This window comes from Natrinema pellirubrum DSM 15624, from assembly GCF_000230735.2.
Classification (GTDB): Archaea; Halobacteriota; Halobacteria; order Halobacteriales; family Natrialbaceae; genus Natrinema; species Natrinema pellirubrum.
The window spans coordinates 134480-148330 of the sequence record NC_019963.1; the positions used below are offsets into that span (position 1 = coordinate 134480).

11 protein-coding genes and 1 pseudogene are annotated in these 13851 nt (G+C 56.2%); 10 read left to right on the plus strand and 2 right to left on the minus strand.

Going from position 1 to position 13851, the window contains the following annotated elements:
- Positions 1-20: 20 nt before the first annotated feature.
- The 4 genes from NATPE_RS20350 (at position 21) to NATPE_RS20365 (ending at position 4907) form a co-directional block, all read left to right on the plus strand.
- Positions 21-2087, plus strand: a complete 2067-nt coding sequence (locus tag NATPE_RS20350) for an adenine-specific DNA methylase containing a Zn-ribbon (protein WP_015299323.1) — start codon at positions 21-23, stop codon at positions 2085-2087.
- Between the two features lie 256 nt (positions 2088-2343).
- Positions 2344-2781, plus strand: a complete 438-nt coding sequence (locus tag NATPE_RS20355; protein ID WP_157557370.1) for a DDE-type integrase/transposase/recombinase — start codon at positions 2344-2346, stop codon at positions 2779-2781.
- A 69-nt stretch (positions 2782-2850) separates the two neighbouring features.
- On the plus strand, positions 2851-4215 hold the full coding sequence (locus NATPE_RS20360) for a restriction endonuclease (RefSeq protein WP_006183349.1): 1365 nt from the start codon (positions 2851-2853) through the stop codon (positions 4213-4215).
- Between the two features lie 350 nt (positions 4216-4565).
- On the plus strand, positions 4566-4907 hold the full coding sequence (locus NATPE_RS20365) for a hypothetical protein (protein ID WP_006183350.1): 342 nt from the start codon (positions 4566-4568) through the stop codon (positions 4905-4907).
- A 174-nt stretch (positions 4908-5081) separates the two neighbouring features.
- On the opposite strand, the gene NATPE_RS21875 is transcribed toward NATPE_RS20365, so the two are convergent.
- Both NATPE_RS21875 and NATPE_RS20370 read right to left on the minus strand, forming a co-directional pair.
- Complete coding sequence (locus NATPE_RS21875) at positions 5082-6041, minus strand: alpha/beta fold hydrolase (protein ID WP_081597670.1); 960 nt, start codon at positions 6039-6041, stop codon at positions 5082-5084.
- Between the two features lie 142 nt (positions 6042-6183).
- Positions 6184-6840 (minus strand): helix-turn-helix domain-containing protein, encoded by a 657-nt coding sequence (locus tag NATPE_RS20370; protein ID WP_006183352.1) that lies wholly within the window; start codon positions 6838-6840, stop codon positions 6184-6186.
- Between the two features lie 114 nt (positions 6841-6954).
- On the opposite strand from NATPE_RS20370, the gene NATPE_RS20375 reads away from it, so the two are divergent.
- From NATPE_RS20375 to NATPE_RS20400, 6 genes and pseudogenes are all read left to right on the plus strand, one after another.
- Positions 6955-8595, plus strand: coding sequence for an NADH-quinone oxidoreductase subunit D-related protein (locus NATPE_RS20375; RefSeq protein WP_006183353.1), 1641 nt, complete (start codon positions 6955-6957; stop codon positions 8593-8595).
- Between the two features lie 2 nt (positions 8596-8597).
- Positions 8598-8891: a DUF7562 family protein gene (locus NATPE_RS20380; RefSeq protein WP_015299325.1), complete on the plus strand. Its 294-nt coding sequence runs from the start codon at positions 8598-8600 to the stop codon at positions 8889-8891.
- Positions 8892-8904: 13 nt separating this feature from the next.
- Complete coding sequence (locus NATPE_RS20385; RefSeq protein ID WP_241432794.1) at positions 8905-9585, plus strand: class I SAM-dependent methyltransferase; 681 nt, start codon at positions 8905-8907, stop codon at positions 9583-9585.
- Entirely contained in the window at positions 9582-9902 is a 321-nt protein-coding gene (locus tag NATPE_RS20390) for a hypothetical protein (protein ID WP_006183356.1), read from the plus strand. The genes NATPE_RS20385 and NATPE_RS20390 overlap by 4 nt, the downstream gene beginning before the upstream one ends.
- A 104-nt stretch (positions 9903-10006) precedes the next feature.
- On the plus strand, positions 10007-11461 hold the full coding sequence (locus NATPE_RS20395) for an amidohydrolase family protein (RefSeq protein ID WP_006183357.1): 1455 nt from the start codon (positions 10007-10009) through the stop codon (positions 11459-11461).
- Positions 11462-11973: 512 nt separating this feature from the next.
- A pseudogene (locus NATPE_RS20400) lies at positions 11974-13650 on the plus strand (transposase).
- The last annotated feature ends 201 nt before the right edge of the window (positions 13651-13851 follow it).

The following is a 13851-nucleotide window of genomic DNA, read 5'->3' on the forward strand; positions in this document are numbered from 1 at the left end:
TCAGGCAGAGGACGGGGACAATGGATCCGTGGCAGAAGCTACCGTTGGAGGAGATGCGTTCGGCAGCCGAATTCGAACTATACGCCCCTCACCATCACCGTCCTGCATACAGTTGGTTCCGGACGTTCGGGAACCGCGGCGGAACACTCCTGCGGTTTCTTCTCTTAGCGACACTCTCAGATGAAGATACGACGGCCAGCGATCTCCTTGAGTATCGCGACGGTGAGTGGCACGGTGATTACGTCGAAGCGTCTCCGCTCACGGAGTCAGACTCGCTCGTCATGGATCCGACGATGGGGGCTGGGCCGACAGTAATCGAAGGGGCACGTCTGGGTGTCGATACCGTCGGATTCGACTACAATCCAGTTCTGTGGTGGGTGGTTCGCCAGACAGTCCACGGACCAGCAGATTTCGACGAGACGTTCAATTCCTTCCTCGAAGCGGCAGCGGACGAGGTAGGTCCGTATTTCGACGCGCCTGCTGAGGAAACTGTTCTTGCCTATCTCATGGCACTCACAGTTGATTGTCCGGACTGTGGCGACACACTAGAGCTCCACACCCAATTTGAATTGTCGAACAACGACCAGGGGGAGTCGGTCTATCTCTGCCCCAATATAGACTGTGACGATCGGATTTTGCGGACGTCGGCAGATCGATCTGAACAGGTAACTTGTGAGTGTTGTCAGAAATCGTTCGTCCCAGAAGACGGAAACTGTCAGCGTGGGACGTTTGAGTGTAACTGTGGAGTTCAAACCGACCTGCGGGAGTATTTCGACAGTCAGGATCGAACACCATCGTATCAACGATACGCTGTGTTCTACGAGGACGGTGATGGAAATCGCCGGTATCGAGAGCTGAACGACACAGATACCACAGCTCTGGCAGAGGCGCAGTCTGAGTATCGCGAATCACTCGGAACGCTCCCACTCCCGACCTCGAAAATCCAGGAAGGGAAGACGACGGGCCGCTTACTGGACTACGGGTACGAACAGTATCAGCAACTTTTCACCGAGCGCCAACGCATCGCCCTCGGACGACTACTCAAACTCGCAGACGAACAAGAGCCTCGAGAAGTGGCAGAAACGATCGTAACGCTCGTCGTGGCGACGCTGCACTACAACAATATTCACGCCAGGTGGGACACGAGAAGGGATTCTGTCCAGACCATATTCCGAACGTTCAGGCACAGCATCCCCGTCGAAACGGTCGAAGCAAACCCACTCGTCGACGAGTGGAAGGGATCCTTGAGGAGGGCGTACGACCGGTATGTGGCCGCCAAAACATACCTCGAGTCTCCCTCCGAAACACTACGGACACCTACGGGCGATAGAGACGAAATCCAACTTCCAGAGGAAGCCCTCCGCACCGAGCGGATCAAGCAGTTGGCTGTGTCGAGTGTTGATCAACTCGATATCGAGACCAAAAGCGTGGATTGTGCAGTCATCGACCCGCCATACTACGACGCGGTGCAACACGGTGAACTCCACGATTTCCACTACGTCTGGCTTCGCGAGGTCCTGAGTGATCGCTATTCCGAGTTTTCGTCGACCCACGTCCCGAAGCTCCGAGAGATTGCGATCAACGAACACCGTGGGAAAGATCAGGCGTACTATCGCCAAGCACTTCGAAATGGCCTCGACGAAATTTATCGCACCCTGAGGGCTGATGGTGATCTCGTTTGTCTGTTCCACATCGGTCAGGAAAGTGCATGGCGAGATATTGCCACAATTCTCGTGCAAACTGGGTTCCAGATCCGAGGCACAATTCCGCTAATGGATGTCGAAAATCCCGGTGATGTGACGAAAATCGACTACGACGTCGCGATATTCGCCCGGAAGATGTCGTCGGCAGAGACGATCTCGTTCCAGACGCTTCGCCAGAACCTATTGTACAGTATTCAGGAGATGGCAGCCGAAGAACGGGAGTATCATCCAGACATCTCTCAACTCGAATTACGAACGATTCTCCGGGCGCGCGGGCTCGCTGAATACTCTGCGCATCATCCAAACGTGACTAACGACGACGGTGCTGCGGATGTCGACGCTGCCATCGATATGGTGAACGAGGTGATTCGGAAGACCCTCTAAATCGCAGTGGTTCCCTCACCGGAAGGATGTCAACCTTAGCGTGAAGGAAGCGCCCGAGCAAGGGTAAGTTGGTGAGCTGAGGATCCTCGACCGCATAGTTGAGAAGGCTCGTCAGCAGGAAGTATTTTCCCGTGAGGACACGCCGACGAAGCGGCGTGTCCTCGCGGCGTTTTTGTACCATGCTGTCCTCTCATACCGGCGAATCGAACCGTTCGTTGATCGCTCGTACGAGGCGATCAGGCAGTGGTTTTATCGGTTGAAGGACCTCTTCGAGCCCGGCTGCCGGGATCGACGAGAAGTCGCCGTCGATGAGACGAAAATCGAGATCGACGGCGACGAGCACTACGTCTGGCCGGCAGTCGATTGTGAGACGCTGAAAGAGCTTGCCGTCGAAGTCTCTCCCGGCCGATCGAGCCTCGATGCGCTTCTGTTTTTGAAGGATGTCCTCGAACGGTGCCGCGGTCGCCCGCTGGTGCGGACCGACCGCGGCCCGTGGTACGACTGGCCGCTCGAACTCTTAGACTGCGAATACGAGCGTGAAACGTGGGGAAATCGGTCGCTCATCGAAGCGTGGTTCGGGATCTTCACATACCGAACCAGACGCTTCTACCACCGATTTCCCTATCAGAGTACCGCCAGCTCAGCCAGATCGTGGCTTACAGCCTTCGCCGCTCTCCACAATGCGACGCTCTAACCTTGACACCCTTATCTTACTTTCGGCAACGTATTTGGCAGTTGCAACGTACTGTCCACATAATTGAGGATGGCTGTACTGGACGATCTCTCGGGGTTCGAGTTCGAGGACGTGATGGAGGACGTGTTCCGCAATCTCGGCTACGAGAACGTCCGCCAGGCCGACCGCACGGCTGACGAGGGTCGCGACGTCATCATGGAGGAGGTCGTCGACGGCACGCGGCGCGCGATTATCGTCGAATGCAAGCACACGGGGACGGTCGGACGGCCGGTCGTCCAGAAGCTCCACTCGGCGATCGCGACGTTCGACTTCGACGGCCCCAAACGCGGGATGGTCGTCACGACCGGCCGGTTCACGAACCCTGCTCAGGAGTACGCCGACCGCCTCCAGCAAAACGACGACCCACACCCAATCGAGCTGCTCGACGGCGAAGACCTCCGGGATATCGCCGACGAGATCGGCCTCGACCTCTACAACGGGCGCATCGAGATTCTCTGTGACGAGACCCTACGCCCGTACGACCCGGCCGCCGACGTCGACATGGCCGTCGCGGAGGCGTTCCGCGACATCGAGAACATCGAGGCTGCCGACCTCCCAGATCCGCACTCATCGGTGACGTTCCGCCCGGTGGTCGCGGTCACCGCGGACACGAACGCCGTCTTTGAGACGTCGGTGGGCGTCATCCACCGGATCAACGACCGGACCCGATTCGTTGCCCACGCCGAACGCGGGCAGCCGCAGGTCGTCGACGAAGACGTCGCGACGCTGGTCACCGAGAACCTTCACGCGACGGTCGACCTCGATGCCGAGCAGTTTGGAGAGGTGTTCGACGCCGTCGAGGAGCGGCGGTTCGGGCAGACCCAAACGGAGTACAAGGAGTGGGCCGTCGAGCGACTCCAGCAGCACCACACAACGACGGTGACCTACACCGGCGACAACAACGTCACGTACAACAAAACCTGCGAGCCGAACCGCTCGGACATCTCCGTCCAATCGATCGAACCAGTGTACCTCCCCGAGGTTCGACAGACGACCGAGCTCCAGGAGTACACCTACCCCTACGAGTACTACGCGGCAGGGCCGTCACGAGTAACCGCCGAGGACGGCATCTATCAGTGCGTCCACTGTGACACGAGCGGCGGCGACGAGACGTACACCTACTGTCCGAACTGCGGGGCAATCGCCTGCTCCAGCCACATCAAAACGGAGCGGCTGGAAGGCGAGCCGGTCTGTACGGGGTGTGCGGTGACGGAACGGTTCGCGCTGAAGACGAAGTACTTCTACGACGAGGAGAATCTCGAGGCGTTCCGCGAGGAGTACGCCGACATGCCGCTTCACGAGAAGGCGATGGAGAACAAGGTCCTCACGACTGGTGGAGTAGTTACTGCAGTTGTACTACTGCTTGGCATCCTCGCACTCGGAGGCGTAATCTGAGGGCCGAGGTGTCGAATTGGTCACCGCTCGGCCCAGGTTCGACGGTAATCAATAAAGTCTCGAGGATGTTGATGATCTCTCGCCCACTCTTTTGCTTCGCCAGGTGAATCACACCGCTCAGCGGTTTCGCAGAGGGTACATTTCGCTGTTACCCGAATCACCATTACAGGATTTTCTGTTTCCGGCGGCTCATCCACGTAATCCATACTGGACCAATCGGACTTATCGATTAAAACGGGTATTGTTCTCTGTTGTCCTGGCAATGGTCTGCTCTGAGCGCAAACACCTCGTTCTGATACGACCCTTTGTTCCCCCTGTCAATTTTATCGAGCAACGACTATTCTAGAGGTATGCCTTCCAATCAGGTCGGAGATGAGTGGACTGTCGAGTGGATGACGCCCAAGCCGAACAGCGATGGATTCCTTGATAACTTGGTGCTGAGCCCGGAACAAGCAGCTGAATACGGGGACGACCTCGTAATGGCTCTACGTGTGGACGGTGAAATACTTCGAGAGCGCGGGTTAGACCCTAAAGAACCGTTTGGGTGGAAAATCGAAAACGGTGAGCTACTGATGAAACAAATTTCTCGCCAAGCGTTTGAATGGGTTGCGGAAAGCGACCGAGAGGATTCACTCTATGCCCAGCAGGTACTGGATTCTCGAGCTCAACGGCGGATTCGTGGCTCTCAGTAACAATCGGTCACTCTTCTGTTTCGACGTAATCTGTATTGAGCTTCGCTAATATTCAGAAATCGAAACTCGGAGATGCCAAAGTTGAGGCTGGTAGTTTCAATGCATACGGTTCTCAAATTGCTTTGTGATCGAGAACGACTTCGCCAACAGAGCGATTGTCGCTCCCGTCGGAGACTAATAGTGCGGTTTCACCGACTCGGTTGATTCGAGTCTGTTATTCCTCGTGAGATGACGGACTAGCGCATCAGTAACCTCTTCACGCTCATGATGTACCCAATGTGATGCGTCAGGAAACATCTCTAACTGACCGTCTTCACAGTAGTCAAGGCTTTTTTCGGCCATCGAGGGACGAAGTGCGATGTCATCTTCTCCCCAACAAATCAGCATCGGCTGGGTAACGGTGTCGCGTGATGAGCGTTCCGACCGACGGAATCCACGATACCAGTTAATCCTCGGCTCAATACCTGAATGCTGCCAAGCCGCCTTGTAGCGGTTAATCGTTTCTTCGTCGAATGTTCCTTTGTTCGAAGTTATTTCAAGCGAGTCAACCATATTGGCCATATCGTTCCGACGCAGCATCCACTCGGGGAGCTTCGGTACCTGATAGAACCAGACGTACCAGCTCCGGACGATTTGTTCGAGGCTAGACCGTAAGGTCTCTCGATACACCGTTGGATGTGGTACGTTTAGAATTGAAAGATGGTCAACGACAGATGGATGGCGGAGTGCCACGTTCCAAGCGATGAACCCGCCGAAATCGTGTCCGACTACGTGGGCCGAGTCGCGTCCCTCGCTGTGAATCAATTCGCGCACGTCAGCGACTAATTTCGATTGTCGATAGGCATCAACCTCATCAGGTGCGTCGCTCAGATTACAGCCTCGCTGATCCGGAACAACCACACGAAAGCCGGCCTCAACGAGCGGATGGATCTGATCACGCCAGCCGTACCAGAAATCGGGATGTCCGTGCAGAAGGACAACTAGAGGTGCGTCGGAATCACCGGCAGTGACGACGTGTAACTGCACGCCGTTGATGTTACGATAGGTCGATTCGACATCGTGCCCACTGAGCAACGATGCATCAGTCTTTTTAACCGTCTCTGTAGTTATGGGTCTGGGTTTCGTCGTAGACATCGTGTTCCCGTGAAGGGAAATACGCGACAAAGCTGAATACGAGGACTGCCGCATCGGTGTGGCTGCTTATATACCTCGAAGCTTCTGTCTACTGTACGGTAGGGATCTCACCGACGCTACGATTAGTGAGAGAAGACCAAAATTAGTGAACGAGTTCGCTGAACACGCGTTCTTCAGCTTTCCGAAGGTGCTCACCGACTGTTCCGGGAGAAATCCCAACAATCTCGCTGATGTCTTCGAGCGACGCTTGGCGGGGTTCACGATAATATCCTAGATCAACGGCTGCCTCAAGCACTTCTTCCTGCCTCGGTGTAATCATCCTATTGAGTGATGATTTGTCAGACTCATAATCACCCATCCCAAGGACTTCAAACGTGAGTTGATCCATCTCCTCGGCGTATTCGTATAATTTACTGAACGTTTCGTCAGTTCCAAGGTAGGTGACTTTAAGATGATTCTCGGACGTGAAATGAATCGGAGTCTCGATCACCAGCAGCGATTCCTGTTGCAGTTTAAGGGATCGGTGAACCGCTTCTGTCGGTTCGAATTGGCTCACAGCCATCCACCGATCTTCGCCCGCAGTAAGATAACTGAGGACATACGATGAATCCTCCATAATCTGTTTGTACCGTTCCTTACTGCCGCTTGCCTCGGCAAACAGGAGGACAGTATCATCATCAAGAAGCTCAAGATGATGGATAGCCCGCCGCCTGATCGACTGGTCATCCGTCAGCTCCTCTCCGAGTGGATGGAATGCCGCCCCTCCATCTGGTTTGACTAACGCGGTGAGGTATCGCATAGCGTCAACCAAAACTGCGCGCAGTAAAATACCTCGGTGATCGAGGTTTAAATCACACCACTAGTGAGGCAGCGTGGCTACGGAACTATACTGAGAACTGACAGCCGAAGGACGATGCAACAGCAACAGTCCTCGACCGCCAACCGACTCGTGGACGAGGCGATCACAGCCCTCCCCGAGGATGTCATCGTCAACCGTGACTCACACCAGAACGCCCCCGCGCTCGTGATTCGAGCCGATCACGTCCAGAAGGCACTCTCGACGCTTCGCTCGGAAGTCGGGTTTGACCACTGCTCGTGTGTAACCGCCCAGGAGTACGACGACCGCTTCGAGACAGTGTATCACCTTACCAGCTACGATGACCGGGCGCGTGAGTTATCGGTCATCGTTCCGACGACGAAGGACAACCCAGTCAGCGAGTCCGCTGCGCCGGTCTACCGGACAGCGGAGTGGCACGAACGGGAGGCCTACGACCTCGTGGGTATCGAGTACGAAGACCATCCTAACCTCCGGCGCATTCTGCTCCCGGAGACGTGGCAGGGGCACCCACTCCAGAACGACTACGATCAGACCCAGCCGCAGATCGTGACGCTGCGCGAGCACGCCAACCCTATTCAAGATGATACTCAGCAGGGAGACACGATGTTCCTCAACATCGGGCCCCACCATCCGTCCACCCACGGCGTGCTTCACCTTGAGGTAGTTCTCGACGGCGAACAGGTGGCCAATGTCGAGCCGGATATCGGGTATATCCATCGGTGTGAGGAACAGATGTGCCAGAAGGGTACCTACCGCCACCAGATTATGCCGTACCCCGACCGATGGGATTGGGGTGGGGCGGGCCTGCTCAACGAGTGGGCCTACGCCCGCGTCATCGAGGACCTAGCCGATATCGAAGTTCCCGAGTACGCGCAGGTCATCCGGACGATGAGCGCCGAGCTGTCACGCATCCTCTCGCACTTGCTATTCACTGCGATGTATGCACTAGACGTCAGTGGCGAGTTCAACGCTACCTTTATGTACGGTTTCCGAGACCGGGAAATCGTTCAGGACCTCTTAGAAGACCTCACCGGCCAACGGATGATGTTCAACTACTTCCGGGTCGGCGGCGTCGTCTGGGACATCCCCGAACCCCGCGAGGAGTTCTTTGATAACGTGCGCTCTTTCATCGACGATCTTCCACAGAAGCTCGACGAGTATCACGACCTGCTGACGAGCAATGAAGTCCTCCAGGTCCGCTGTGTCGACACCGGTAAGTTACTGCCGGAGGTTGCAAAGCAGTACGGTTGCACGGGCCCAGTCGCTCGCGGCTCCGGCATCGACTACGATCTCAGACGAGACGACTCTTACGGCTACTACGACCGGCTGGAGTGGGACGTCGTCACTGAGGACGGGTGTGACAACTTCGCTCGCGTACTCGTTCGACTGCGGGAGATCGAAGAATCGGCATCCATCGTCGAACAGTGCGTCGACCTCCTCGAAGACTGGCCAAGAGAAGAACGCACGTGTCAGGCTAACGTTCCGCGGACACTGAAGCCGTCCGGCGAGTGCTACAGAGCCGTTGAGGGAGCCAAGGGGGAACTCGGTATCTACATCCGCGCCGACGGCACCGAAACTCCCGCACGGTTCAAGATCCGCGGGCCGTCGTTCTCGAACCTGTCGGCGCTTCCAGCGATGGCGAACGGCGAGTTCGTTGCTGACCTCGTTGCAACTTTAGGGAGTCTCGACACCATCATGGGGGAGGTGGACCGGTGACGATGACTGCCTCGATACTGTTGGGGACCGACGCCCTCCAACAGGTGACCTGCATTGCCTGCGGCGAGACAGTCGCCCGCGAGGACGCCCGTGAGTACGACAAATACGGCGACCGCTGGAGCCGCGAAGGAAAGGAGTTCGAGTACCTCTGTAAGCCCTGTCATCAGGATTGCTGTCACCAGAACCGCGACGGGCTGGAGGAAACGCTCATGGCGGCCAACGCCGGCCGAACCGACCGCAAAACGTTCCTCAGACAGTACTGCGAACTGACAGCCGACAACACTAATTCCAGTTGAGAAATCGAAATAGATGACTTCCAATCACCAACCTCATGGAAACGATACCGATCCCGCATCGAACCGACCGATGTCGGTCTCGGAGATAGAGGAATCGTACGCCGAGTACGCTGACCGAATGCATCGGTTTGAATGGCTCGACCGTCTCTTCATCGGCCGCTACCGGCAAGCACAATTCGGCGATGTTGACGGAAAAGTATTAGATGTCGCATGCGGTATCGGTACGAACTTCCGGTATCTGCCCGAGACAGTCGAGCTCGTCGGGATCGACATCAGCCCGGAGATGCTGGCAAACGCTGAGAAGCGCCTCACCAAGTTAGGCATGGAAGGAACCCTTCGAGAGATGAACGCACAGGGTCTGGAATTCCCCGACAACAGTTTCGATACAGTAATCTCCGCGCTGTCTACGTGCACGTTCCCCGACCCGATTGCTGCACTACGGGAAATGAACCGAATCTGCAAGCCGGACGGGACGATCCACCTCGTCGAACACGGCCGGAGTGACGTGGGGCCGATTGCTCGATTTCAAGATTGGCGTGCCGATGCTCACTATGCGCAGAGCGGCTGCCGCTGGACGCAAGAACCACGCGAGGTTGTCGAATCGGCAGGACTCTCAGTCAAGGAAACGACAACGGGATTGTTCGGTGTGATCACTACCTTCGAGATAACTCCTGACCGAGGTGTCGAACAATGATCGAGTTCTCCTCTGGCGCGTTGCCATGGCTCGCCGCCGGAATCCTCCTACTGATCCTCGGCGTCCTGATCAAGTTCCGCGGGTGGCTGTTTCTCCTCGCAGGCTACGACGAATCTTCTTCCGTCCCAGACAACGTGGTACAGGACATAGCGGGGAACACCGTTCTCCGCGTCAGTATCGCCGCTCTCGTGGTCGGCGCCCTCATGTCCGTGATGAACCCCCCGTCGTATCTCGACGTCCTAGTTGAGATCGTGATTGTACTGGACGTACTCCGAATGATCTACCGATTGAACACGTGGTCACCACAGGCAGCCTAACACGATGGTGACGACTTCCCGACGGTCGGATGGATATGCTGTTCGCCCACCGTGGTGTCATCCCCCCGAATTGCTTTCCCGGTCTGACTCCTGCTCATCGAATAATGACTGATCTCCTGATCCACGACGCAATCGTCGTCACGGTAAACTCAGAGAATCAGATTCTCCAAAACGGCTCTATTCGGGTGACCGACGGAGCCATTTCAGCCGTCGAAACAACTGAGCTTGGAGACCGAGACTCGACTGCGGAGCACGTGATCGATGCTAGCGGCAAGGTCGTGATTCCCGGACTGATCGATAGTCACCGCCACACCGATTTCACGCTCGTTCAAGGCTTGTTCAGCGAACTCGACGGCACTGAACTACTCAAAGAAGCTTTCGCGTTGTACCACACCGCTGAACCGACCTTGGGCGACTCGTTCTTCGAGGCCGCGTGGCAACTCGCCTGCCTGCGTCAACTCACGCACGGCATCACGACCGTCAACGCGATGGATTTCACGCCAGAACTCGGAGCAGAAGCCATCGGTGAGAGCGGATTACGTGGTATGATTGGGCCGGAACTCGCAGATTTTCTTGACCCCGCGTCCGCTGATGAGCAGCTCGTAGAGGCCCGGCGATTCATCGAAACGTATCACGATACCTACGACGGGCGAGTCACCGCGAGTATCGCACCGGGTGGTGAAGCGGGTTGTTCGCGGGAACTCTGGGAGGGTGTAGCTGAACTTCGGGCCGACTATCCCGACTTGCGGCTCCATACTCACCTGTACGACTCCGCTGAAGCAGATACGATGGCGGCGGGTAGTGGTGCTGACGACCCGCTGGACTTGCTTGACCGGTTCGATCTCCTCGATGACCGAACGCTGCTAACCCATTTGCTTCACGCGGATCGGGACAATGCACGACGGATCGCTGATGCCGGCGCGCACGTGCTTCACTGTCCAACCGTGTACAGTTACTTCCAAGCTGGGAGACAAACCTGGTTCCCGCTCCCGGCGCTCCAAGAGTTCGACACGAACGTCGTCATCGGCCTGGACGATCCGTTCTGGTTCGACTCCTGGGATCTCATTCAGGAAGCCAAACACGCCCGGTTACTAGCGAACTTCGAGTATGGAGCACAGCAATGGTCCTCGTACGACCTCCTCAAAATGCTCACCATCAAGGCCGCACGCGCACTCGGCCTTGACGACCAGATCGGGAGTCTCGAACCGGGAAAGCGTGCCGACCTCGTCGTCATCGACGTCGATACCCCGCGCCACCAACCGTACAGCAATCTCCCCTCCGTACTGATGAACACCGTTACCGCAGGCGACGTGGAGACAGTCGTCGTCAACGGTGAGATTCTGATGGAGGAACGGTCAGTCGAATCAATGGATGTCGAGAAGGTTCGCGCAGCCGCAACGCGGGAGCGAGAACGCCTCCAGACGCGGACCGGCTGGGAGACTTCCCTCGCCGGCAGTACGCCGCCAGACAACTCGATACTTCGACGCATCTCTGCACGACCCCTGCTGCGAGCGGTAACACAGTACGGCCGCGGCTTTCTCAACCAACACATTCGGTGATCAGAACTGTGACCAACTGCTCACCACGACCAGCTGACTTGGATTCTAAATGAAGAGCATCGGATCAACCGTCAGGGAGTGTTTTGGCGTCTCCCACTATAGCACAGTATCGAGCTATGTGGCTCTGTAGAATCCCCGTTAGTTAGTCAGCATCTGTAGTAGAATAGCCGTTAGATAGACCTGCAAACTAAGTAGTGGTATCTGTCATCGGGCCTGCGAAGAATTATCCAATCCGGGACGCTCTGCTTCTATTGTGTTGGAGGAGATCGTAACATGGGTGACCATAGCGGTCTTGCTCATCGGTGTTGCTATCGGGATAAACACCCTGTTTCCTCCTATTCGTGGTCAGATCGCGATGGGCGTAGCAGCGGGGTTACTGCTGTTCGTGATTTACGGAGTTCAAAGCCTTCGGGATTGAAACCCTTTCCTATGCCTAACACGCAGCGGTTTGTACATTTCCTCTACTCATCGAAGAACTGTACTCATCAGGGCGAGGCAACTAGTGTTGAGTAGTGACGGCGACGCGCGGATCACAGCAGACTGTCTTCCGGTACATCGCACAACACCTCCGCCATAATTGGCCGACGTACGATTCGACACCACTCCACGACCGCAGCTCTCTAAGTGCAGTTGAGGAAGATATTCAGACGGTAGCGAGCGTCTGGTTCAAGCACAATGCACACGACTCGGTCACCGACTTCGTCTGTCGCCTTCCACTCGCGTATTTCGAGTTCGAGCCACACGACCGATACACGGAGTCGACGAGCTACGAAATGGACACCCTCTTTCGAGTGTTCGTACTGAAGGAACTCCATAAATGGGACCATGAGACAGTACTCGTCGAATTCCTTGATTGTCATCCCGGACTTCACGAGCAACTCGGACTTGATAGCATTCCGACTCAGTCGACGCTCTGGCGCAGTTGGCACGAGCGCTTCACAGCTGAATTGCGTGAGACAGTCGAGACAGCCGCCCGGACAATCCTCATAAATGCCCAGAACGCAGGTGTGAGCGTTCCGCGTGCCCCGGACCGGACGCTCCCCCAGCGAGGGGACGACGCCGATGAGTCCAACTTAGACGGTCAGGCTGTACTGGAACAGGCTGAGGAGATCACTGCCCACGTCAAGCACGTCGTTTTCCCGATGTTCTCGTTGGATCGTGGTGAAGGCTGTGAGATTCACGAGAACGCCTACTGGGACTTACAGACCTATCTCGGCCTTCGCGAGAACTTGGCTGCCAACGAGGGAGCTCGGAGCTTCATCTACGAGTCAACACGTGACCGGACACCACTCGGCCACGCCCATCGTGAGCATCTTCGAGAGCTCTCGATCGCAGAGATTCGCGAGATGTACCGCCACGCCGTGAAACGATTACTGGATGAAGCCGCGGAGACGGAGGAATTCTTCCGCGCAGGCATCGTCGCGATCGACATCACTGAGGATGATCCCTTCACGGGCGACCGAACCGGCCACGAGGACGAGATAATCGGGACGAAAGAGAAGAACGACGAATACGCCTACCAATGGGCAACAGTCCAGCCGGTCGGTAACGCAGTCCCACTGGTCCTTGATGCCCGCCCGGTACAGAAAGGCGAGTCACGCAAAGAGATCGTCGAGGACTTGCTCAACTCCGCCGAGGACCTCGTTCACGTCGATAACGTGCTGATGGACCGAGAGTTCGATAGTCAGCACGTCTTGGAGATGATCGGCCAGCGTGGGCTCTTCTATGTTGTCCCGAAACGGATGCAGACTAGCAAGAAATCCCAAGCCAAGCGACTCCTTCAGCGCGACCAAGACCGATACGAAACCGACCGCAAACTCCATCTCGGGAAGAATGAGTGGCATGAGACGACGCTAATCTACCGCCGGAAAGAAGACTCTGAGTATGACGATCATCGGCAGTACTCGGTGTTCATGTCCAACCGGGGTGGCAGTTTTCTCAGTGAGTACGGCTACCGGTGGGAGATTGAGAGCGGCTATCGGTCGATCAAGCGATTCATGGCCGCGACGACATCCACGGATTTCGGGCTGCGGTTCTTCTACTTCGCATTCGCGTGACTCTTGTACTCGATCTGGCGAGCGGTCGATTTACTCGTCCAAGTCGAGTTGACTGGGGAATACGACCGGTCACCGATCGTGACTGCCGATAATACGCTCACCCTGTTGAAGAAGGAGACCGGAATCGGGTAGTACGGTGCTCTACCCGTGATAGAGGGCCGTCTGAGTGGCAACGCTACCGAAAGTTGCAGAAAACCCTCCATATGGTAGAAATTACAACAATAATGGTCGTTTAGAGAGCGTTCTGAAGCAGTCTCCACCCACCGATTCGGTCAAAACCACGCATTAAAGCCCTGCTAAAACCGGTGTAGTCTCAACTTCCCCGGAGATGAC